This window comes from Paenibacillus thalictri (genome assembly GCF_004307995.1).
GTDB classification, from domain to species: Bacteria; Bacillota; Bacilli; order Paenibacillales; family NBRC-103111; genus Paenibacillus_AF; species Paenibacillus_AF thalictri.
Genome location: NZ_SIRE01000009.1, coordinates 60,459 through 83,601 on the forward strand (window position 1 = coordinate 60,459; position 23,143 = coordinate 83,601).

The window sequence follows — 23,143 nt, forward strand, 5'->3', positions numbered from 1 at the left end:
TCCTTCTCCATTTAATTGTAAGCGCATCCAATCGTAAGGCTCGGATACTCCCGGGCGGCGATTGCGTCTCGAACGCCCTGTAGTTGTCATGGTATAGGAGAAGGTGGCCGGGGAAAAGATTCAATCCCGGATCATTGGTATGAAATGTTCGCTTCTTCAGGTATCAAATCTTCAGATTGGTGTCATTTGTGGTGTTTGTACCGTCTGCGAGGCGTTCGAATACCCCCATTTTGCGGTATTCGGTCGGCGTCATGCCGAAGCTTTTTTTGAAAGCACGAATCATATTTTGCTTTTGTCCGAACCCGCTGGCGGCGGCGATGTCGATAATATTACCGTTGGTTTCTTTCAAGAGACGGCACGCCTCCTGCAGCCGAATTTCCGCCAAATACTCCCCGAACGTCCAGCCGGACACTTCTTTAAACACTTTGCTGAAATAATGGGCATTCATGAAGACGGCGTCCGCTACGGACTGCAAGGTGTGCGGTTCGGCGCAGCTGCCGCGGATGTATTCGGTCACTTTTTGCACAAGCTCGGCGTTTTTATTGTCTCTTTTACGCTGAATGTAGTCCGCGGTCTGCTCCATAATCGTATGGAACCACGTCTGCATCATGGGCATGGAGGCTTGTCTGCCGAATTCGTAGTAGATGTTGTACCCGGGACCAAATACGTCTTCGATTTGCCCGTTTAATTCAAAGATGACCGTCACGATCCCGTTCACCATATCGGTCAAAATCATATGTTTATACTGATGGCCGGTGGCATGCTGCCCATTTAGCTGCTCCATGATACTGTCTTTGATGTCCAGCGCTTTATCCAGATGTCCCGTTTTCAGCTCGCTCATCATCTTGTCGGCGGCATTGCGGTAAGCGATAAATGCGTTGCGGTTGACAGAGTCCAACATGAGGTCACGAATCGAAATCAGGCTGCCGATGCCTTCCATCCGCTCGTACAGCAGCGCTTCTTGAGCTTCGTTGTAGGAAAGGTGGATATCTCGGGCTTGCTCGTAATAACCGCCGATCCCGATGGAGGTGAGCAGGGCCAATTGCTCCTCCACTTGCGTGCGGATATAAACGGCGATTTCTCGCGCCTTGTCCAGCGCCTCCGATTCGGCAGCGCCATCGTCAAAATTAAGCAGCACAATCTCGCGTTTCTGCACCTCGTTGATCACCACTCCGCGGGCGTAAAGCGCAATCGCTTCTTCGCATATCGCGCGAATGTGATAACTCGCCATGTTAATCAGCTGCTCCTGCGAGCCGTTTGGCTGCTCCTTATCATGAACCCTCAGCACAAGCACCAAATAATGCTGCGGCGTCAAATCCAGCTTGTAATATTCGATTTGCCGTTTCGTTTCTTCCGCATCGGCCGGTTTGCCCAGAACCAAGTTCAGCAGAAAGTGATCGCGCAAAATGAGCTCATTCTCAAGAAATTGGCTGCGGAATTTCTCATTTTGGTTCCATAAGTTATCAAATGAACGTTGGATGTAGCTGAATTCGTCTTTAAAAGCCGATACGTCGCCCAACTGGTTCATACGCGGGCTGATCGCCTGCATCATCTTTTTGATCGGACTGTAGTGCCGTCCGGAAACAAGCGCCATCAGCAGAAGGCCCACTGCGAGACATAAGCCGGAAATGGTCAGCGTCATTTGCAGCACGGCGTTTGATTTTTGAAATACTTCCTTGGAAGGATTAAGCGCTACATACTGCCAGCCGTTAAAGTCGGAAATGATATACGAGACGAACATTTCGGTCCCGTTCATGTTTTCGATCAAATAACCTTCTTTGTTCCCCTTCATCTTGCGGGAATCCGCGGCGTCCAGCCGGGTAAACAGGATGCTTTTATCTTTATATGACAGCACGTGCCCGTCCCGGTTGATAATCGCCACATTGCCTAACTTGCGGTTGTTGATGTTGATGACGGCATCATAAAGCAAGTCTTCCTTCAGATTAATGACGAGTATGCCGGCTTTGCCCCGATCCGAGGCCGGCACGCTAGTCACATAGCTGATAATATTTTCTTTGGAGCCGCTCGCGCTGACCAGTTCGCTCGTATCGTACCAGTTGGAGAAAACCGGCTCATCCAAAAAACGCCGGATCGAAGACGCATACCAGAATCCGTCCAGATCCACGATGCCCGAGTTGGAAATGACCTTGCCGTTTGCCGTGCTGTATAAATAGACGGACTGAATATAACGCGAGGAGGCCACCTTGTCGCGAAACGTATCGTTAATATTTTCCAGGAAACGGTATTCTTCGTTCATATCCCATTTTAACCAAAGCGCTCTTTGCACGTCCCGGTTTAATATGAGCGAAGAGGCCGTCTGCTGAATTTCCCCTAAAGCGATTTCAACAATTTTTTTCGTTTGCCCCAAAATTTCAATATTGGATGAGTACACTTCCTGCTTTAGCGTGCTGTTGACATAACTGTATACCAACGTGCCGGTAACCAGCGTAATAAACAGCACAGCCGCGATCAGACTAAGAAGCAGCCGCTTAAAAACGGTACGCCGCATAAATTCCCCTTTCACTCACATGAAAATGCGCATAGGATTCCAGATTTATGTGTTCATGGTACTTCAATTATAACGGCTTATGCCATAAGCACTCAATGACAGGATTTGACAATGACATCTGGAGGGGAGCAGTAAGCAGGTTCGCTGGGGATATTGGTGTTTTAGAGAAAGATGGTACGGGAGGGGTGTTTGGTAATTATGTCGAAACAAACGTTAATGGAAGAACGGTCATGCAGGGGGGCCTATCTGGGCTAGACAGAAGGCGAGAGGTTACCGGGAACCATCCGCATAGTTAGCGGGCTTGCGTGGCGATGCAAAGCCCGCTTTTTTTGTGTCTGGCGGCGGTCTCTCTGACAAATTTCCGTTATAGTTTCCACTGTTCTTTGACGAAATCCCATACCCGGTTTATAAAATACCGGTGCCCGCCGTTGCCGACAAACAGCTCGCACCGGTCTGCCGCGCCAAATTGCTCATAGATGGCTTGAACGTGCCGGAACGACAACTGTGTTCCTTCTATCGGGAACAGCGGATCCGCTTCGCCATTGATCATCAATACGGGACGGGGGGCGATTAGGCCGGCCACATCGTACATCTCCGCATATTGCATTAAGCCGGGAACAGCATTGCAGATACAGTGGTGAACCGAAACGATCGAATGCTCGAAGGTGCAAAAGTAGCAGCCCGGCGCAGCCAATCCAATTCGCTCATCCAATGCCGCGGCAAAAACGCAAACCGCGCCGCCGCTGGAGCTGCCGGTAATCATGACCTTCGACATATCGAGCTCCGGACGGCTTTCGGCATAATCCATCAATCTGCTTACGTCATGAACCCGTTCGCCGATTAACGACCTGCCCATCAGCAGCGAAATCCGCTGCAAATCGTCACACGACTTTGCTTTCCCCGCGTCGAGATCCTCGCGGCGGGCCATTTCCCAAAATCCCCGCACGTCGGGCACAATGGCCGCATAACCCTGCGAAAGCGCCTGCATGGCAAGGTCGCGGTCCTCGCTGACCGCCTGCTCCCGTTCTTCCTCGCTGTCATAATTCCCGGCGTACACTTCCTTGCCGCGTTTACCGTGTCCATGGATGCACAACACAACCGGCACAGGTTGTGCGGCATGCTTAGGGAGCAGCAGATAGAACGGCACTTCAACATCCGCCTCGCTCGCAATGTAAATTTTCTCCCGAATATAATCGCCGTATTCCACGATTTCCGCGATAAGCGGGGCAAGAGGCACGTCTGCCGAATGCCGCCTGATTTGCGTTAGCCCCGTGATTTCGGCCAACTTATGCCGCAGGTTATACTGCCATTCTTGCCAGTTTCCCGTTTTCATCGGCAAGCGGTAGTCGAATTCCCGGACTAGCTTGGATTGAACCGAGCGTATATATTTCTTTTCGTCAAATTGGATCATACAGATCATCCCTTCGTTTGTGATTTGCCGCTGTACTCGCGGGGCGGCAGGCCGATTTCATTTTTGAATAAACGGATAAAATAGCTTTTATTGTCATAACCCAGCATGTACGCGATTTCCTCTACCGTTTTATCGGTATGGTCGAGCAGTTCTTTGGCTTTGCCCATCTTTGTCTGAATGACATATTCAATGAAGGTAAGGCCGGTCTCCTTTTTGTACAATCGGCTGAAGTAAGACGGGTTCAAGTGAAGGTGGTCGGCCACTTCCTCCAACGTTATTTTTTGATCCAAATGGTTTTCTACATAGCGGTGGGCTTTGCGAATCTCACCTCGCTGCGATTGCCGGACAATCGCGCCCATTTGCATCAACATCTCGTTCAAATGAGCCAGTATCCAGCTTTTCAACCGGTTTACGTTGTCAATCTCGCTCATGGTGCCGTGCAGTACCTGATCGGAATACGCGGTATGAAGCCCTTGCAGCAATTTGAATTTCAGCCGCAGGTCCAAAATCAGCTTCAAAGCCCATTCCTTCGCTATATCGGGCGAAAACCGCCGCATCTCAATAAAATCGATCCACTTCGCAACCGCCGCTTCCATACCTTCAGCATCCTCCTGCAAAATAAGCCTTTTCAACTCATCCAATGCAGAAGAAAACGAGGCGAATAAATCATCCTTAGAAAACTCAGCCTCTTGTATAGTTCCGATATATTTTTCCGGCAAATAGAAACCGCTTTCGAGCGCAAGCAGCTGCCTGCGCATCACTGACTTCAATTCGCACGGTTGTTGGCACCATTCGCCGATATAAAACGAAACATCTGCCTTCAAATACGTTTTCAGCGCCTCCTGCACACGCTCCAACACGCGGAGATATTCGTTTTCCTTGCGTTCGTCGGGACTGGGAATCAGCATAAAACCGGCCTTGGCACTATAACGCAGGCTGATTGCGCCCAATGATGAGCCGGCTACTTCGTCAGTTATATTTTCCACTGCATAAACGAGCATATCGTCCGTCATATGGAGAATTGTTTTCGTTTCTTCATAACGCTCGACGCGGTAAAGCACGATGAGGCAGGAATGCGCAGCAAGATCGATACCGTATTGCTTCAGTGTTTCAAGCCAATCCTCCGGATGCCAGATCGGGTGGTGCAGCGTTTCAAGCAAAAATTTTTGTTTCAGCTCCGCTTTGCTGCCGTGCAAGATTAACTTGAGCTTATCCTGCCGCTTGCGGTTTTCCCTAGCTTCGTCCAACCGTTTACAAAGCTTTCGCAACTGACCGACGACCATGTCCGAGGAAATCGTCTCTTTCAGAATATAGTCCTGCACGTTCAGCTTAACGGCCTGCTGGGCGTACCGAAAATCGTTGTAACAGGAAAGGATGATGGTGTACAGGTCCCCGTCGATGTTCTTCAACTGCTCGATCAGATCGATGCCCGAAAGCAGCGGCATGCCGATGTCGGTAATGAGAATATCCGGCATTTCCGCTTTCGCTTGCTTTAATGCCTCAAGCGGATTGTCGTACATCCCCTGCAGCCGCAAGTTGAGCTCTTCCCATGGTATGATCTGAGCTAAGTACTGCACGACCGGATAATCGTCGTCAACGAGCATAACACTATACATCGGACCTCACCTCCTTGAAACATTCCCTTGGAATAAACAGCGTAATGATCGTGCCAACGTTATTTTCGCTTGCAATCGACATGTCGAACAACGGCCCGTAGGTCAGCTTTAACCGTTCGTAGGCGTTTTTCAGGCCGATTCCGGATATTCCCCCATGGTTTGCAGGCGTGTCGTCTCCTTCGTCGTTGGAGCGCAGCTTCTGAAGCAGCTGACCCAGCTTCTCCGGCTGCATTCCCGTCCCGTTATCCTCAACGGTCAGAATCAGCCGCCCCGTTTCCATGCGGCTGGACACTCTGATAACGCCAACTCTGTTCGCAAGCCCGTGCAAAATCGCATTTTCGACAAAAGGCTGGATGGAAAATCGGGGAATCTCCTCGAATAAAGTATTCGAAGCCGGCTCCAGCTCTAAGCTGATCTGCTCCTTATGCCGAAGGTTAACCAGCTTGACATAACTGGCAATCAACTCGAGTTCATCGTGCAGCGGGATATATTCATTGCTGCGATTGATGGTCATGCGCAGCAGGGCCGACAAGGATCCCAGCAATTCGGCGTTCTCCTCATCGCCCTTCATTAAAATTTTCATTCTTGTAGAATTCAAAATGTTGAACAAAAAATGAGGGTTTACTTGCGCCTGCAGCATTTCCAGCTCGGCAGCCCGCTTGCGTGTTTGCTCCAGCGTGATCTGACCGATCATCTGCTCAATCCGGTCAAGCATCTGGTCAAACGATTGGGCGAACCTCCCGATCTCATCGTTACTTGTTATATTGGATCTGAATGTCAGCTGGCCGCTGCGCACTTTAGTGACAACTTTGCCGAGCAGCTTGAACGGCTTCGTCATTTGATTCAACAAATAAAGCAGAATGATCAAAAATAAAGCGAAGCAAGTGATCGTAAGCAGCAGTACGTTTCGGTGGACCCGGCTGATGTTGTCGATAGCTTCTTTATATGGCGTCAAGCTGACCAAATACCAGTCGGAAAAAGCCAGCTTGCGTTTGACCAGCAGCAGATTGTTGTTCTCATAGTGAACGATGCTTGCGGTTCCGCCGTCGATCTCGTTCATATAAGGAAACACGGACCCAATCTTATCCCGGTTCGTGTGAGACAACACCGTACCTTCGCCGTTCACGAGCATAATCTCCTGAGAATTGCTGTAGCTGCGGAAAATATTGTTCACATCGGATTCGTATATGCTGGCGACCATATACCCGCTTGTCACCGAAGAATATTTCATAGTGCGCGCAATGGTAATCAAGTACGGGCTTTTATTTGCGCTGGATGCGATGTAGTTTTTTTGCGTGCCGACCCAATAGGTTTCCAGCGCATCCATATGTTCGAGCTGCCGGAACCAATCCATCCGGGTAAAATTGATCGGGTCGTAATCCTGAATGTAGGAATAATTGGAGAAAGCGGTCCCTGATGTGCTTATAACCGCCAAATAGAGCGGATTGCTTGACGCGGTAACCACGCTGGCAAACTTTTCGTTCATTTTTTTCATATTGTAAAATCGCTTTGTGGCGTCCTGTTCCGCGCTTTCGTCATCAAGAATCGATTTCACTTCGTTGTCGAATTGGATGGCATTGGTGACGGAAATCAAATTGTTGATCAGATTGGCAATGTACGTATCGAGGATAAGCAAGGATTGCTCCGTGTTTGCGATGGCCTGCTCTTTAAATACGTCTTTTGTCGCGTAATTCGAGACAACGACAACGATAACCATAGGAATGATCAAACAGAGAAAAGAGGAGGCGAGCAATTTTTGCCTGAATGACGTGACTTTCGACAACCTCAGCATCCTCGTTTCATCCTCCTGCTTCGCCCTGTTTGCGAAAAGGACCGGGGGAGCATACCGCTTCCCGATCCCTGCCGTGTTTATTGCTTTTTACCCGCTCCTGCAATTTTGATCAGCGCTTCGGTTGATTTGGAGATGGTCGCGTTCGCATCTTGCACTCCGAGCAAAAACTTCTCGACCTCGCCGTTGAACGTTTTTTGCGCTTCCGCATTATAAGAAGGCGGCATGTCAAGCTCGGAAAACTTAAAGGTGTTCAGCACATGCAGCAGCGATTCCTTGTCCATAAATTGCGGCTGAGCCACATTGCTTATAATTTTATCCGCCACTTTGGCCGTATCCGCCTTTCGCCAGGCCGGAAACTCTTTGCCTTGCAAAACGAGACCTTCCGTTGACAAATAACGCGCCGCTTTATAAGCTTCTTCCTTGTGCTTCGACTTGGAAGAAATGGCGATAAAATCGCCGTTAACTCCGGTATATCCGTTCGGATCATCCTTGGAAAACTTCGGATAAGGCGCGTAGACCGTTTTGAATTTGGCCGGCAATTGTGCCGTGCCGCCCGATTCCTTGACCATCCAGGAGCCTTCGAACATCATGCTGATGTCACCGTTCAAGAAGGAAGCGCGGGCATCCAGCTTTTGCGCGATTATATCGGCATACGGCATCGCCGTCTTGTCGACTTGCTCCGCTTTCCACATGATATCAAGCGATTTTCTCGTTCGGGCGTTATCGACGTTTGGCGTGCCGTCTTTTTTATACATCCCGTTTTCCTGCGGCTGGTTAGAGAGAACCGGATTCATAATCGAATTGGTAAAATGGCCGCCGTACCTTTTTTTCGTTCCTTCGCCTTTGGTCAGCTTTCTGGCGTATTCCAGATAATCGTCCCATGTCCATTCTTTCGGTACGGGCAGTCCGGCTTCATCCAAATGCTCTTTGTTCAACAATACCAGCTTGGCGCTATATTTTCCAGGAATGGCATAATATTTCCCGTTGTATTTCATATCGAGCATATATTCGTCGTTATAGTTCAGCCCTTCCTTTTTCATGTAATCGTCGAGCGGCTCCAGCATGCCCATGCCGATCCGCTGCGTATAGCTGCTGGCGCTGTTTAGCACGAAAATGTCGAGCTGCTCTCCGGATGCGGCAAGCAAATCCAGCTTTTTCATGGCGTCGGGGGCATTTTCCGTTAAAAACTCGTATTCCAGCTTAATGCCGGGATTTTTGGCGTTAAAGTCATCAACCGCCTTATTGATCGCTTCCCGCTCGTTTGTATACCAGCTGTGCAGTTTAATGACGACCGGTTTCTTAGAATCCGGACCAGCCGTCGCTTTGCCGTTTTCCGGAGCGGCTTTCTCGGAAGTGCAGCCGGTGACCAAGCTGAATATCAATGTGCACGTCAGAGGTAACGCCCATTTTTTTATACTCAAAACAAATCCCCTCCATATGTCGGTTAACTAGCCTTTCACTCCGCCAAGCGATATGCCTTCAATGACATGCCGCTGTCCGATAATAAAAATGATGAGCAGCGGAATAATCGCCGATACGGTGCCTGCCATAATCAGCGAATAAAACTGTCCGTTGTCGTCCGCGAACGACCGGATGCCCAATTGAAGCGTGTACAGCTTCGGAGAGCGAATGAAAATGAGCGGATTCTGGTAGTCGTTCCATGTCCAGATAAACCGCAAAATCATATAGGTGGCAATGGCCGGGCGAACAAGCGGAATTCCGATAGAAATAAATATGCGCCAATGGCCGGCCCCGTCGATTTTGGCCGACTCCAGCAGGTCGTTGTTCAGCCCCAAGAAAAATTGCCGCAATAAAAAGGTACCCAGCACACTGAAGCTGCCCAGCAGGATGAGCCCCGCATGGCTGTCGAACAACCGCAGCCAGCGGTAAAAAATGAATTGCGGCACGAGGATAGCTTCATGAGGGATCATGTAGGTGCAGAGCAAAATAATAAACAATGCGCTTTTTCCGGCAAATCGAATTTTGGAAAAGCCATAACCGGCCATACACGATACGAGAATCGATATACACGCGGTAATGACCGTAATTTTTAAGGAATTCCAATAATAAAGCGGAAAAGGCGACTTTCCGAGCCAAACCGCTTTATAGTTCTGCACTATATTCCAGTGCGTCGGAACCCACTCTACGGGATAACGAAACACATCCGCTTCCGGCTTTAGCGATGCCGAGATCATCCATAACAGCGGCAGCAAAAATACGATGCCAAGAATGGACATAAGCAAGGTGACGATGATTTTTCTCGGATTGAGGTTTGCCACTGCCGTCACTCCTAAACGTTTTGGGAAGCTATATTTGTTGTTCAAGCATGTTTTAATAATTGACCCACTTTTTTTGCCCATACCACTGGACTAGCGTAATGAGCAGAACAGACACAAACAGCACTAGGGACATGGCCGAGGCGTAACCGATATTCATGTTGACGAAGGCGGTTTCGTACAAATAATACACGATCACGGAGGTGGAGCGCGCCGGTCCCCCTTGCGTTAAAACGCTAATGACATTAAACACTTTAAACGATCCGATAATGCCGGTGACGAGCAAAAAAAACGAAGTCGGAGAGAGCAGCGGCACGGTAATGCGGACCAGCTTCAGCCAGCGGCTCGCTCCATCCATGTCTGCAGCCTCATATAGTTCCTTGGGAATGGATTGCAGTCCGGCCGTATAAATAATCAGATTAAATCCGATCCCGGCCCACGTCATGATCGCCATCAGGGAGGGGAGCGCGTAATGCACATCGGCCAGCCATTTGGGAGGAGCGGAGACGCCCAAGGACATGAGCGTTTGATTGACCGGGCCATGGCTCGGGTGGAATAAAACTTGCCATACAATGCCGATCGCCACAATACTCGAAATATAGGGCATAAAATAAACGATTTTAAATAAATCTTTGCCATATACAGATTTATGGATGATGACCGCCAACATAAGGGAAATCAGCATCGTCAAAGGTACGGTCACAATAAATATAAGGTTGTTCGCAATGGATTTCCAGAAGACGGGGTCGTCGCCCAGAAGCCTGAAATTGTCCAAACCGATAAACTTCATCTGATCAATCCCCGCCACAAAATTCCAGTCGGCAAAGCTGAGCAGCAGCGACGCGACAACAGGAATTAAAACAAGCACAAGCACGCCGGTTATCATAGGTCCCACAAACATATATCCGGTTACCGTTTCATTTCGGAGCCGTCTGTTCTTTTTAACCGCCGTTGCCTTCCCTGCATGTAAATCGGTTGCTGCGTTAAAGGGCAATAATAATACCTCCTCTGCGAAAACTGTTTAGTTGATCAACTAAATTAGTTCCAGTATAGAGGATGAATGTGATCTGCAAAATGCACAGGGTTGACCGGTTTGGAATTATTTTTACTTCATTTCCCGCTAGGATATTGAAGAAGCGATTCCCAACAAAAAAACATCGCCTGATGTTGACGATGTTTTTGTAATAATTGTTCAGCAGCCGATAGAGATGAACAGTTCGATAGTTCGCCACGTTAAATTAAATCAACCACAGAAGCGGCTCTCGGATCGCGATATTGCGCCTTATTTCATCGTCCGACGGATTGGCATCCAGTCTGCTCCAAAGCTCGAAATATTCGGGTTTGCTCAGCCCGGCACTGGCAAACAGCAGCCCCGCAATACGGGCCGGCCAGCCTTCGAAATGCTCGACATCCGCGCCGTAGGGCCATTTTCTTTTATCCTCCATGTAAGGGTAAAGAAACTGAAAGCCCTGTCCGATACCGCGTCCGTCCTCCAGCTCATACGTCCATAAGTTGTCTTCGGGCGTTGATAATACGTGGCATAAGGTCGCCATATTATCGAGTACGAAGATCGAATAACCGTAAGGTTTGGTACGGCCAAGCTCCCTGGGGAAGCTTCCATCCTCTTGCATTTGGCTAGGTAAAATGACCTTCTTATACCGTTCCCGGCAAAAAGCCAGCATCTCCTCATCCCCGGTAAAACGGGCAAATACGGCGGCCTGCACAAACCAGCAGACGCTGTGGTTGTTATCGGTGTTCATCTCGTCGATGCCGTACGGATGGGTGCTCATCCATTGTAAATACTGCGCGAACCAGTTGCGCAGCCCGTCTTCCGTCTCTTCGTCAAGCGCGGGGGACTGCTTCAGCGCTTCAATCGCATACGGCACATCGATTAGATGAAGTGTATCTATGATGCCGATGCCTCTGCCCGTGCAGACGCCCGGTATTGCCTGAGCATACAGCAGATGGGGATTCATCCGTGTAGCCGGCTCAAGAAAAAAGCGTTTTAGTCCTTGCACGGCTCGCTTAGCGTACTTCTCTTCGCCTGTAAGCTTGTATGCGGACGCGAGGCGTGCGGTTTGAGTGCGCAGCCGGCGCAGCGCTGTGCGGTGCGCGGAAAAGAAGTTAGGGTTTGAAAGCCCGTCCCGCCTAATGTAAGGAAGTCCGTCTGGCTTGCTTGGATCCGGCCACCAGTAGTCGCCGTTGGAGTAATAATCGTTGGGGGTACCCGGGCTTTCCGGCGATACCCTGTCCGTTATCGAAACGGGCTCCAACTCAAGCGCCAATTGCGCTTCTCCAATTGTAAATTCCCGGTCCAGGAGAACCACTTGCTCGCGGATGCGGCGTATTATTTTGTCGTCGGTCATGGAAACTTAACCTCCTGCAGCTTCTCTGGCGTAAAGTTCGCCAACAGAACCATAGCTGGCGTGTACAATGGCTGTATGAGCAATGTTAGTTCACTTCACAGTCAACCATCACATGAATCGTATCTCCTTTGTGCTGATTACGCAATTGGAAAGCCCGAGCGACTTCGGCCAAGGGCACAATATGTGTGATCATCTCTTTGGTATTCACCAGTCCGTCCATGACAAGCTGCAAGCCTTGGTCGAAGTAACGGCGGTTGTCGATATCGCGTTTGGGTTCGGTGGAAAATATATCAAGACGTTTTTTATGAATTTTAAAGAAATCAACCGGTTTTCGGCAAGTGCCTATACAGCCATACATCACGATACGGCCGTTCTGCGCGGTGGCATTGATAGCGTCGACCATGCCGTCGCCTTCAAGCAGGCACGGAATCACGACATCGAAGCCATCCGGGAAATCGGCCCCTACGATATCCATTGTATTTGCATGTTCATGGGGCATCTTATAGGTATGCGTCGCTCCATACTTGCGGGCCAGTTCCAGCTTCTCATCAAACAAGTCTGTCACAACCAGGTTGCGAGGACTGTAGAGGCTGATAACCTGAGTCATGACAAGGCCGCTGACTCCTTGTCCGGTAATCAATACATTCTTATGAGGAGAAATATCTCCAAGTTCGGCGGCATGAATAATCCCCGGGAGCACTTCAATCAGCGAACCTTCCAATAGCGGCAGCGATTTTGGCAGCACCTTCACGGAAAACGGACTGCAGCAAACATACTCCGAGAATGCGCCCCATACGTAACGAAGAGCAACATGATCACCTTCCCGCACGCCGATTACCCCTTCGGCTACCTTGTCCACAATACCGGCTACCTCATGTCCGAGACGGGTCGGATAGGAAATAAATTCGGGCTCGCGAGCCCCGCGGAATACTTCGACATCGCTTCCGCAAATGCCAACCCATTTAACCTTTACTCGGATTTCACCCCTTTTGGGTTCGGGGATCAATGCTCGTTTAATTGTAATTTCCCCCACCTGTTCAACGACAGCGCACAGCTGTGTGTCCGGACCTTCATGGTCAACCAATTCCATAGGGGGGACCATCATTTTACGCACCATTGTCATGACATCTCCTCTGCAATTTGAGCTAATCTAAATATGCTTTCATTATAAAGGAGGATATCTCTTTCATATATGACCATAATCCATTAAAATTTATCCTAAACTCACAATGAGAGGGGGCAGCCATATGCCAAAGTTCTGTTTTTCCAACATGCGCGACGAACAACTTAAGCTTCTTTGGACGGCACGTATCGATTACAGAAATCATAGCGGAGTCAAGCTGCATGATCACAGCGATTTCCATCAGCTCCTTGTCGTATTGGAAGGTTCCGGCACTATTCGAATAGGGGATCAAGTTTCAGTCCTAAGCGCAATGAGGTATTACTTATTATCGGAACGTGTTCCACATGAGTTTCTCTTTGAAACAGAGGGGATTACGTTAGACTATAAATTCGGGATTCAAAATGAGCAAATAAAACACTGGCTTCTGAGCCAGGCCCCCACCGGGGAATTGCCGCAAGGATGCCTGGAATCATTGAAGAGAACGTTTCAGCTGTCGCAAAGATATAAACAGAAACAACAAGATATACTTCCGCTGGCTATCGACTCCTTGTTTAAGTCCACGTTGTTACAACTATTTATGAATGGTACCGATCTGCATGCGGGTGGCAGCGCCATTCACCAGGATAGATCCTTTGAGATGGCCGATTACGTGCATCAGCACTATACGGAACCGTTGTCCCTTACGTACATTGCAGACCACTTTCGGTTTCATCCGCACCACGTAATTTATCTTTTTCGAAAACATACCGGAGTGACTCCCGGTCAATACATCCAACAAGTGCGGCTGGAAAGAGCAAAGGAACTTCTGGAATTCACCCGTTTATCGGTAACGGAAATTGCTGAGCAGCTGACCTGGACTTTGCCTTATTTCTCGCGGCTTTTCCGGGCCAAGGTGGGGGCTGCTCCGGCTGCCTACCGGGAAACCATACGTTCAGCAGTGGGCCATGACTTAATCTTAAGTGACGATTTCGCGAATACATGGCGTATTGAGGACACAGATGGTTAAGGTATACCGTTCATCCTGCGGATGAGTTGTTGTCTTGTCGGATCTTGCCTCCGATTTTCCGGTTTCCTCGCGCATATCGGTCAGTTCTGCTAAGCATATCGGGCAACGGAATACGGCGGTGTGACACGTTCTCAATTGCGTTTCCCCCGGCATGTTGACGGTAACATAACATGCCCCTGATGATAACAATAGTCAGCGGTGCTTCGGCTCAGACCATGTCGTCTGAACGAGAATCCGGGCTATAACAACTTTGGGAGGGAGCGTTGTGTCATATTAAAGCAAGCGCCGATAGTGGAATTTGAACGGCTGCAAAATCCGATTGTTGCTTATTCGGAATGGTCGGTAAAAGATGTATGCGTTTATTATGAGGACACGGAAGCAACGTTTTATTTATTTTTTTCCGCGTTTTGCTTGGAGCCTTTCCGGGTACATCTCGTTGAGGTGTCGACCCAAGATTTTATTTCGTTCTCCGAGCCGATCATTAATTGGAGCGGATTGGATGATGAGGTGGGGGGCTTCTGCGCTCCAAGCATCCTGAAAGCGGACGGGATGTATTACTTGACCTTCAATGCTTGGGGGGATATTCCCGGGCAACCGAATCAACTGTACTTTTCGGCCTCGACCGATCTGCGGAATTGGAACGGAAAACACCGGCTCGCCCGCAATCTGACGGAAGGCATTCGTTCCATAGACGCAGCAGTCGCATATGTGAACGGGAAGTTTTATGCAAGCTGGAAAGACCGTCAGCTCGGCAATCCGATTGCGTGGAACAGCCGAATGGAGCCGGACGGCTGGGAGCTTATCGGTAGGCCCGAGCTGGACCGCGTCTACGAAAACGGGCAGTTTGTGCGATTGGATGGAAGCTGGCATATGGTGCTGACCAATTGTGGCATGCCGCACGAAACACACATCTTCAAGATGAATGGTAATGGGGAACGGAAAGAAGATTGGCTGAACTGGAATACTAAGCTTACTTTTAAGGTCCCTGTTGAATCCTTTAATACGAAGGACTTTTCCAATGCCGGATTTTTGGCGGATTGGCGGCAATACGACGGCTATTACTATTTGTTCTATGCAGGGAATACAGAACTTGAGACGTACAAGGGCAGAGGGCATTGCCGGATCGGCATCGCTCGTTCCGCCGATCTGGTTACTTGGTTTGCTCCAGGACAGCCCGGACAAAACCTTTCCTCACACCATGAAGGGAGGTAAACGTATGGAGCAAACAGCGATCAATAAGCGCGGATGGGCTGAGAATCGAGTTGGCCGCAGCGCCAAACTGAGGCAGATGTTGAAGGACCGCCTGCTTTATTTAATGCTCGCGCCGGGATTGCTTTACTTTCTCATTTTCAAATATGTCCCGATGTGGGGGCTGCTGATCGCATTTCAAAACTATCAGCCGGTGCGTGGCTTTCTTGAGAGCGATTGGGCCGGACTGACTCATTTTGCGGCTTTTTTCCGCGACGAGCATTTTTGGATGTTGTTTCGCAATACGTTTGTGCTTGCCCTGTATAATCTGCTGTTTTTCTTTCCGCTGCCCATCGTATTGGCGCTTCTGCTCAACGAAGTTCGGATCGAGGGCTACAAACGGTTTATTCAGACGTTAATCTACATTCCGCATTTTGTGTCCTGGGTCGTTATTGTCGGCATCTTTTATATCTTTTTTACGACGGAAGGCGGGCTTGTCAATGAAATCATCGCGCGGCTCGGCTTTGAGAAGATCAACTTTTTGCTGAGCGGCGATTGGTTCCGAACGATGATAACAAGCCAGGTTATCTGGAAGGAAGCCGGTTGGGGGACGATCATCTTTTTGGCGGCGCTGTCCGGCGTCGATACGCAGCTGTACGAGGCATCCCGCATTGACGGGGCAAACCGGCTCCGGCAAATTTGGCATATTACGCTTCCGGCCATTCGCAGCACGATTGTCATTCTGCTGATTTTACGCCTCGGCCATTTTCTTGACACGGGTTTCGAGCAAATCTTCCTGATGCTTAATGCGATGAACCGCGAGGTCGGCGAGGTGTTCGATACTTATGTATATACCATCGGGCTGACGCAAGGCCAATTCAGCTTCAGCACCGCGGTCGGACTGTTTAAATCGCTTGTCGGGCTTGTACTTGTTGTGACGGCCAACTATTTGGCCAAAAAGTTCGGTGAAGAAGGGGTTTATTGATGATTCATCATCACAATGAGAAAGGAGTGTGCACCCCATGAACCGAGATGCGACCAAGCTCGGCCGGCTGGTCGACTGCGCTAATCTGGCGTTTTTGTCACTTGTTGGCGTCATGACCGTCCTGCCATTCGCTTACATTGTCGTTTCGTCGTTTTCGGCTACGGAGGCGTTAATTCCGACTGTGTTTACGCTGGATGGCTACCGGTACATTTTTTCCACGAAAACGCTGCTCCGCGGTTTGGGTGTCTCCATTTATATAACGGTAGTCGGCACCTTGCTGAATCTGTTGTTTACTTCCTTAATGGCGTACCCGCTTGCCCGCAAGACGCTTGTCGGGCGCAGTCCGCTGCTGCTGCTTGTGCTGTTCACGATGTTGTTCAGCGGCGGCATGATTCCGACTTATTTCATCGTCAAGGGGGTTGGACTGATCGATTCTTTGTGGGCATTAATGCTGCCCGGAGCCATCAGTGCGTTTAACCTGATTGTGCTCAAAAACTTCTTTCAGCAAATTCCGGACGGTTTGGAGGAGTCGGCCAAAATTGACGGGGCCAACGATTTGCAAATTCTTACCCGCATCGTGCTGCCGCTCTCTCTTCCGGCGATGGCTACGTTCTCGCTGTTTTACGCGGTGGGGCATTGGAACGCTTATTTCAACGCCGTTTTGTATTTAAACGACGCAGCCAAATGGCCTGTCCAGGTGCTGCTGCGGCAAATTGTCATTTTGTCGCAAGGGAATATTGGCGATTCGACGCAAATGGATCAAGATGCGGTGATTCAGCCGCAATCAGTCAAAATGGCGGTCGTCGTCATTTCCACGATTCCGATTATGCTCGTTTACCCGTTTTTACAGAAGCATTTTGCCAAAGGGGTCCTGCTAGGTTCCGTCAAAGGATAAGCACAAAACTACGAACATAACGATGAGGGGGTATATGAAAATGAATCATTATGGATGGAAAATCGCAGCCACATTGGCTGCCGGACTCGCAATTGCAGGCTGCAGCGACTCGAAAGAGAAGCAAGCAGCACCTGCCCCGGGACAGGCCGCCGCTCCGGCCGCTCCAGCCGGACCGCTGGAAATCAGCTTTATGGGCGCATGGGCGGGGGAGCCGCCACAGGCGAACAGCGAGTCGCAAAAAATCATCGAAAATGCCACCAATACAAAACTTACGTTCCAATGGCTGGCTTCCGCCGCAGCGGACGAAAAAATCAACGTCACCATAGCGTCCGGCCAAATGCCGAAAACGATCGGCACTTTCTTGAAACCAACGATCATCAACGCGATTCGCAACAATACATTTTGGGAAATCGGCCCTTATCTTAAGGATTACCCGAACTTGTCGAAGATCAGCCCGCTTATTTATCAGAATGTGGCGGTAGACGGTAAAACGTATGCGCTTCCCCGCGTCCGTCCGCTTGTCAGAGACGCTGTCATCTACCGCAAGGATTGGCTGAAAAATGTCGGCATGCAAGAGCCCAAAACGATCGATGAACTGTATGCGGTCATGAAAGCGTTCACGTTAAACGACCCTGACAAAAACGGCAAGAACGATACCCTCGGATCGTTTGAATATAAAAGTATGAATCTGTTCGATTTCATTCTTCCGGCGTTTGGCGCGCCAAACAAATGGAGCGTTCAGAATGGCAAGTTTACTCCGGACTTTATGACGAAGGAGTACATGGACGCAATGAAGTTTTACAAAAAATTGTACGACGAGAAGCTGATCAATCAGGATTTCGCGGTAGCGGAAAAAACGCAATTTACGGCGGCTTTTGATTCCTCTAAGGCCGGTACGCAGGCCGACGTCAGCCTTAATGCGGTTGCCCGGCAAACCGCTCTGCGCAAAACCGTTCCGCAAGTAGAGACGGACTTCATCGGTGTCATTGAAGGAACGCGAGGACCCATCGTGTACGCCGGACCGGGTAATAACGGGGTCGTTCTTATCTCGAAATCAAGTGTAAAAACAGAAGCGGAGCTGAAGCAAATTCTCGGTTTCTTCAATAAGCTGGCCGATGACCCGGTAGCGACGCTGCTTGCTTGGGGCATTGAGGGCAAACATTACAAGAAAGCCAACGGTGTGAATGAGCGCATCGACGCCAAGCTGTACGAAACCGAAGTTAAGCCTTACCGGGAAATGAAGGTGCATGGAGACGAGAAGGAATTCGAGGGCAATCTCGACCCGCTGACCGTCAAGGCCAATAAGTCAAACGCAGACCGGGAGAAGCTGGCTATCGCCGATCCGTCTCTGCCTTTGTTCTCGCAAACATTTACGGACAAAGGCGCTCAGCTAAACAAAATCATCGAGGATGCGCGAGTCAAATTTATCATGGGCAAGGTGGATGAAGCCGGATTTAAAGCGGAGATCGACCAATGGGTCAAGAGCGGCGGCGATAAGGTGATCAAGGAATATGAGGAGGATTTCGCCAGAGCTCAAAAAAAATAAGGTCCCCTATTAAGGAGCAGGGATCTGTGGAAGGGCAACGCCGCTCATCGGAAAGGAAGCGCGCTTCCGGAAATGGTACGGACAGCATCCGGAACCATGTTATAATAATAGTTGCTATTCGGCAACTCAGGGCAAGCTTAGGCTGTCGCGACGCATTATGAGATCAGGGGGTATCCCGATGTTTCCGGCCTACTTTTGGAAGCTGCTGCGCTACAGCTTTTTCCTTGGCGCGGTTCCGATTATCGTGCTTGGCTTCTTCTCTTATTACAAAGCATCGGACGCGCTGCAAAAAAAGAGTGAACGAAGGGAATCTTCAGGTTTTGTCGCAAACGCAGATGTCGATCGAGCAGCTGTTATATACGGTTGATTATGCGGCGACGCAATTTATTAGCTCGGGCCTCACTTCAGTGGCGCTGAACGAGGTGACCTCCTACCTGCAGGCGGACATATTACGGGAGGTATCCTCCGAGCTGCACCGGCTGCAGTTCGTGGAATTTGGAATAAGCGATGCTTCGCTGGTCAATTTGGATTACGGCTGGACATTCGGGAACGGCGGTTTTCAGACGTTGGACGAGGTGCAAGATCGCGGACAAATTTTCGATTACGGCGGAAGAGAGGCTTATTCCTTCTGGGAAAAACAAAACGATACTGTACATTTCGTCAAAAAGCTTCCCTCCGTGCTGAACACTAAATCGCCGAAAGGGCTGCTCATATTAGAAATTCCGCTCAAGAAGTTTTCGGACCTCATTTCCAAACAAAGTCGTTTAGGCGAAGTGACCATACTGGACCTGAATTACCAGCCAATCGCTTCCGCTAATGCTCATGGAATAGACTCTGGGATTCTGGACCAGCTTCGCCAAACGGCAAGCTTCCCGCAAGGAAGTCTTAAAGCGATGTCCGACGGCATCAGCCATGTGGTCACCTACAATCGTTCGGCCTACAACGGCTGGATCTACGTTTCCGTCATCTCCGTCCGGGAAATAACCGGCGAATCCCGCAGCATCGGCTGGTTCACACTGTTTGTGTGCCTGACCATCATCGCTTTAACCGCAGCTGCCGCTTACTGGATGTCGGGCCGCATTTACTCCCCCATCCGCCGTATTTACGAAGCGGCACTTGGTGTAAATCGTTATGAAGCCGAATATCGCGCCCGGGATGAGCTGGATTATATCGACAATCGTCTTCGCCAGCTTTCGCTGAACGAAGCTCAGATGGAAGAACAAATCAGGCAACAGCATTATCAGCTAAAGGTGTTTTTTGCGCAGCGTCTGTTTCTTCGGCAAATAACAAGGGACGAATTACAGGAGAAGTTAAAATTGTACGGCTTGCCGCATTCGTGGCGCTGGTTGTCCGTGCTGACATTGCAAATTGATACGCTTGAAGGAACGCGTTACCGGGATCAAGATTTCGATTTGCTCATGTTTGCTATCGGCAATATGGTAGATGAGCTGATCCCGGCCGGGCGGTGGCTGAACCCGATTTCACTCGATCGGTCGCAAGTTGTCGTACTGCTGAGCGATGCTCCGTCGGAGGAGGAGTTCCGGCAGGAGTTAGGGGCTATTGCCGAGAAAATCAAAGCGCATGTGGCCCAATATTTGAACATTGAGATCAGCATCGGCATCAGCCGTCCGTTTCGTGACTTATTGCACGCTCCCGACGCTTACGAGGAAGGTTTGGCCGCACTGCAATATCGGATAAGGCTCGGTACCGGTGTCATTTTGTTTATAGACGAAATCGAAGCCAAAGAGCAGGATCCGGCCTTATATCCGCGGAAAGAGGAGAAGATTCTGCTTGATGCGGTTCGTGCCGGGAGCCGGGAGGAAGCGCGGACTGCATTAAGCGAATTTATCGCCGAGGTGCTCTCCAGGGAACCGTCGCCGCAAGAGTATCAGCTTGTGCTGGGCGAATTGCTCGCCCATTTAGTCGAGCTGCTTCACGGCACAGGTCGAACTGTTCATCAGGTATTCGGGGAAAAAAGTTTGTTCGAGCATATTATTTCCGCTCGAACGGCCGATGAAACGGAGAAATGGCTGTATGCCGCTGTGATGGAACCTCTGATGGAAATATTGGATCAGCATCGGTTTACTCAAGCGGTCAACATAACGGAATCGGTCATCCAGATGATTCATGCGGAGTACAGCAGCGATTTGCAATTGGAAACGTGTGCGGCCCGGCTCAATTTCCACCCGGTCTACGTCGGCCGAGTATTCAGGAAGGAGGCGGGCTGCAGCTTCAGCGAATATTTGTCCAAATACCGATTAATGCAGGCCAAAAGTTTGCTGAAGGAAACGGATATGAAAATATCCGATATCGCGGGACATTTGAACTACCAAAGCTCGGCAACATTCATCCGGTATTTTCGCAAAATGGAGGGAGTTACCCCTGGACAATATCGCGAACAACATGCTTTACGGGACTAAGTGTGTTACCATATATTGATAGATAATGGTGTACATGAGTTTTCATTTTTTAGCGATACTCAGGGAGGCAGGAAAGGATTTGGACAATCATATCTATACGGCGGCAGTAGGACGGAAGTTTAATGAGGATGGTTCCGTGCGGCGTTTCCCCGGAAACACAATTATATGCACGATTGGACAGGATAATCCGCTTTATTCGGAGCTTGTCTCGTTTGCTGAGAGCTTTAAGGAACTGGACTGTTCCCGTAAGTATACACTGCTTCCGTCTTCAAGCTACCATATGACCGTCATTCAGGGAGTTTGCGAGGAAGTCCGCAAGCCGGAGCAGTGGTCGCGCCATCTCTCGCTTGATGCACCGCTTGAAGAGACGGACCGTTTTTTTTCTCAACAATTTACTAAAGTCCGTGTCCCTGAACAGTTCCGGATGAAGTTCAGCCATGTAAATACTTCAGGTATCGCTTTAACCGTAAATTTGCTGCCCGCTGAACTGGAAGTCGAGGCAGCGCTGCGAACGTTTCGCGACGAAGTGTCCGAGTGGCTGGGGCTTCGGTTTCCAAACCATGATACTTACAAGTTCCATATATCTATTGCCTATAAAATTTGCCAGCTGACTGAGGAAGAGGAATCGGAACTGCAGGCTTTTAAAGAGCAGGCCGAGTCTATTCTGCAGAAGCGTTTCGGCGTGCTGACCACGTCCAAACCGCAGCTTGTTTTTTTCAGTGATATGTTTAAGTTCGATCCAGCCGGCCGCTCCTAAGGTCTCGGTGGATGCATCCAGACACTTTGATTGGAATGTGTCGGAGTTGGAATATTGAGAAAGAAGCTGCTGCGTAGTAGGCAGCAGCTTCTTTTTTTATGGTAAACGGCGCCAATCACTTCTTTAACTTTTAATGCCGCGGTCCAAATGTAAGGCGATTTCATAGCCGTCTTTGGTTTCATATTCGTTAGTATAAGGATTCATAACTTGCAGTGTCATCTCATCGGTGGAAGGCCGGAATGTTAAGATTCGGAAGCGCCCCTCGCCGCCATTCTCTTCGCCCTGCCAATTTTGGAAAGACTGAAATACGAGGTTGTCATTGTCCCCTTTATCAACTCTGTAGCTGACGTTTCCATAAATATGATGGCCTGAGAAAACCGCAACCAAGTTTCCGTGTTTCCTTAATGATTTATTCCATAGGTCTTCACCGTCGTTAGCCTCAACCGCTCCAGGATAACTTTTCGGGTTATGCTTGTCTCCCGTTTTGGTTCGTTCCCCATAGATGTACATATAACAATGCGTAATCATGATGGCCAGATGATCGCTATGCGAGGTTAAAATCTCGTCGGCCCAAGCAAGCACTTGGTCTCTCGGACCGAACTCAAGCGACAGGAAAATAAACTTTCTGCCCGCGATTTCAAGCTTAAAAAAGCAATTTTCCGCTTGCCCCGCCTCAAAGGTACCCCCAAACCAAGGTTTGGTGTGATACCTGTGAACTCCAAAATATCGGTTAAACAGGGTTAAACTTCTGTCTTCTTTTATTAGATTATCGTAATCATGGTTCCCGGCAGCCACAAGCATCGGCAAATCGGCATGGTAGATCGTGTTGAAAGCCTCTTCCGCGATCTGAAATTCCGCTTCGCAGTTAGCTCCATGGTCTACAACGTCTCCTAGGTGCAAAATCATTTTCAAGTTCATTTCCTTAGCATGGTCTACAATCCAGCTTGTCATCGCTTTGTAGAAGGAAAGCTGGTTCACCGCCATCTTTTGTGTATCTGGAATAATCACAATTGCAAAATCGTCCGTATTCAAGCTGTTTGCTATAGACATTTGCTTCACCTCTACATGGTTTATTGTTGTTGCCATTTCACGTTTAGGCCAAGAAATAAAAAAAGAAAGTTCCATAACAAAAAGGCGCAAAATAGCAGCCATTTTGTTTGGAGCTTTCTCTCATTCGCTACTCAAAACAAATATGTCCATACACTCATATAATACGATCTGTGTATAAATTACTACAAGAAATACCTGAAGTC

At 49.3% G+C, this 23,143-nt stretch carries 18 protein-coding genes; 8 read left to right on the plus strand and 10 right to left on the minus strand.

Features of this window, described 5'->3' with window-relative positions; genetic code table 11:
• Positions 1–163: 163 nt before the first annotated feature.
• The 9 genes from EYB31_RS13465 to EYB31_RS13505 form a co-directional block, all read right to left on the minus strand.
• On the minus strand, positions 164–2,509 hold the full coding sequence (locus EYB31_RS13465; RefSeq protein WP_131013867.1) for a helix-turn-helix domain-containing protein: 2,346 nt from the start codon (positions 2,507–2,509) through the stop codon (positions 164–166).
• A gap of 364 nt (positions 2,510–2,873) precedes the next feature.
• Positions 2,874–3,920 (minus strand): alpha/beta hydrolase family protein, encoded by a 1,047-nt coding sequence (locus EYB31_RS13470; RefSeq protein WP_165452403.1) that lies wholly within the window; start codon positions 3,918–3,920, stop codon positions 2,874–2,876.
• A gap of 5 nt (positions 3,921–3,925) precedes the next feature.
• A complete protein-coding gene (locus tag EYB31_RS13475) occupies positions 3,926–5,536 on the minus strand; it encodes a response regulator transcription factor (RefSeq protein ID WP_131013869.1) in 1,611 nt (536 codons plus the stop codon).
• Complete coding sequence (locus EYB31_RS13480) at positions 5,529–7,328, minus strand: sensor histidine kinase (protein WP_131013870.1); 1,800 nt, start codon at positions 7,326–7,328, stop codon at positions 5,529–5,531. The genes EYB31_RS13475 and EYB31_RS13480 overlap by 8 nt, the downstream gene beginning before the upstream one ends.
• A 77-nt stretch (positions 7,329–7,405) precedes the next feature.
• On the minus strand, positions 7,406–8,749 hold the full coding sequence (locus EYB31_RS13485) for an ABC transporter substrate-binding protein (RefSeq protein ID WP_165452404.1): 1,344 nt from the start codon (positions 8,747–8,749) through the stop codon (positions 7,406–7,408).
• A gap of 27 nt (positions 8,750–8,776) precedes the next feature.
• Entirely contained in the window at positions 8,777–9,607 is an 831-nt protein-coding gene (locus EYB31_RS13490) for a carbohydrate ABC transporter permease (protein ID WP_420819437.1), read from the minus strand.
• A 52-nt stretch (positions 9,608–9,659) separates the two neighbouring features.
• Positions 9,660–10,490 carry a carbohydrate ABC transporter permease gene (locus tag EYB31_RS13495; RefSeq protein ID WP_420819438.1) on the minus strand — a complete coding sequence of 277 codons (831 nt, stop codon included), beginning with the start codon at positions 10,488–10,490 and terminating at the stop codon, positions 9,660–9,662.
• A 352-nt stretch (positions 10,491–10,842) separates the two neighbouring features.
• On the minus strand, positions 10,843–11,970 hold the full coding sequence (locus tag EYB31_RS13500) for an alginate lyase family protein (RefSeq protein WP_131013873.1): 1,128 nt from the start codon (positions 11,968–11,970) through the stop codon (positions 10,843–10,845).
• Between the two features lie 85 nt (positions 11,971–12,055).
• Positions 12,056–13,060 carry a zinc-dependent alcohol dehydrogenase gene (locus tag EYB31_RS13505; protein ID WP_240762397.1) on the minus strand — a complete coding sequence of 335 codons (1,005 nt, stop codon included), beginning with the start codon at positions 13,058–13,060 and terminating at the stop codon, positions 12,056–12,058.
• Positions 13,061–13,241: 181 nt separating this feature from the next.
• Between EYB31_RS13505 and EYB31_RS13510 the strand changes: the two genes are divergently transcribed.
• The 8 genes from EYB31_RS13510 (at position 13,242) to EYB31_RS13545 (ending at position 21,890) form a co-directional block, all read left to right on the plus strand.
• On the plus strand, positions 13,242–14,099 hold the full coding sequence (locus tag EYB31_RS13510; RefSeq protein ID WP_165452405.1) for an AraC family transcriptional regulator: 858 nt from the start codon (positions 13,242–13,244) through the stop codon (positions 14,097–14,099).
• Between the two features lie 291 nt (positions 14,100–14,390).
• Entirely contained in the window at positions 14,391–15,311 is a 921-nt protein-coding gene (locus EYB31_RS13515; protein WP_131013875.1) for a glycoside hydrolase family protein, read from the plus strand.
• A gap of 4 nt (positions 15,312–15,315) precedes the next feature.
• On the plus strand, positions 15,316–16,272 hold the full coding sequence (locus tag EYB31_RS13520) for an ABC transporter permease (RefSeq protein ID WP_165452406.1): 957 nt from the start codon (positions 15,316–15,318) through the stop codon (positions 16,270–16,272).
• A gap of 37 nt (positions 16,273–16,309) precedes the next feature.
• Positions 16,310–17,167: a carbohydrate ABC transporter permease gene (locus EYB31_RS13525; protein WP_131013876.1), complete on the plus strand. Its 858-nt coding sequence runs from the start codon at positions 16,310–16,312 to the stop codon at positions 17,165–17,167.
• Positions 17,168–17,207: 40 nt separating this feature from the next.
• Positions 17,208–18,713 (plus strand): extracellular solute-binding protein, encoded by a 1,506-nt coding sequence (locus EYB31_RS13530; protein ID WP_165452407.1) that lies wholly within the window; start codon positions 17,208–17,210, stop codon positions 18,711–18,713.
• A 178-nt stretch (positions 18,714–18,891) separates the two neighbouring features.
• Entirely contained in the window at positions 18,892–19,080 is a 189-nt protein-coding gene (locus EYB31_RS13535) for a hypothetical protein (protein WP_131013878.1), read from the plus strand.
• Positions 19,034–21,133, plus strand: a complete 2,100-nt coding sequence (locus EYB31_RS13540; protein ID WP_165452408.1) for a helix-turn-helix domain-containing protein — start codon at positions 19,034–19,036, stop codon at positions 21,131–21,133. Before EYB31_RS13535 ends, EYB31_RS13540 begins: the two co-directional genes overlap by 47 nt.
• 79 nt (positions 21,134–21,212) lie before the next feature.
• The gene (locus tag EYB31_RS13545; protein WP_165452409.1) at positions 21,213–21,890 is read left to right on the plus strand and encodes a DUF1868 domain-containing protein; all 678 of its coding nucleotides are present in this window, start codon (positions 21,213–21,215) and stop codon (positions 21,888–21,890) included.
• Between the two features lie 123 nt (positions 21,891–22,013).
• On the opposite strand, the gene EYB31_RS13550 is transcribed toward EYB31_RS13545, so the two are convergent.
• Positions 22,014–23,042 (minus strand): metallophosphoesterase, encoded by a 1,029-nt coding sequence (locus EYB31_RS13550; RefSeq protein ID WP_131013881.1) that lies wholly within the window; start codon positions 23,040–23,042, stop codon positions 22,014–22,016.
• Positions 23,043–23,143 lie beyond the last annotated feature (101 nt).

Bases quoted from the DNA above. Each gene is read 5' to 3' on its own strand.
- EYB31_RS13495 (WP_420819438.1), bottom strand. From the start codon at position 10,490: ATGATAACCGGCGTGCTTGTGCTTGTTTTAATTCCTGTTGTCGCGTCG.
- EYB31_RS13470 (WP_165452403.1), bottom strand. From the start codon at position 3,920: ATGATCCAATTTGACGAAAAGAAATATATACGCTCGGTTCAATCCAAG.
- EYB31_RS13505 (WP_240762397.1), bottom strand. From the start codon at position 13,060: ATGGAATTGGTTGACCATGAAGGTCCGGACACACAGCTGTGCGCTGTC.
- EYB31_RS13480 (WP_131013870.1), bottom strand. From the start codon at position 7,328: ATGCTGAGGTTGTCGAAAGTCACGTCATTCAGGCAAAAATTGCTCGCC.
- EYB31_RS13520 (WP_165452406.1), top strand. From the start codon at position 15,316: ATGGAGCAAACAGCGATCAATAAGCGCGGATGGGCTGAGAATCGAGTT.
- EYB31_RS13530 (WP_165452407.1), top strand. From the start codon at position 17,208: ATGAATCATTATGGATGGAAAATCGCAGCCACATTGGCTGCCGGACTC.
- EYB31_RS13525 (WP_131013876.1), top strand. From the start codon at position 16,310: ATGAACCGAGATGCGACCAAGCTCGGCCGGCTGGTCGACTGCGCTAAT.
- EYB31_RS13535 (WP_131013878.1), top strand. From the start codon at position 18,892: ATGTTTCCGGCCTACTTTTGGAAGCTGCTGCGCTACAGCTTTTTCCTT.
- EYB31_RS13465 (WP_131013867.1), bottom strand. From the start codon at position 2,509: ATGCGGCGTACCGTTTTTAAGCGGCTGCTTCTTAGTCTGATCGCGGCT.
- EYB31_RS13500 (WP_131013873.1), bottom strand. From the start codon at position 11,970: ATGACCGACGACAAAATAATACGCCGCATCCGCGAGCAAGTGGTTCTC.
- EYB31_RS13550 (WP_131013881.1), bottom strand. From the start codon at position 23,042: ATGGCTGCTATTTTGCGCCTTTTTGTTATGGAACTTTCTTTTTTTATT.
- EYB31_RS13510 (WP_165452405.1), top strand. From the start codon at position 13,242: ATGCGCGACGAACAACTTAAGCTTCTTTGGACGGCACGTATCGATTAC.
- EYB31_RS13475 (WP_131013869.1), bottom strand. From the start codon at position 5,536: ATGTATAGTGTTATGCTCGTTGACGACGATTATCCGGTCGTGCAGTAC.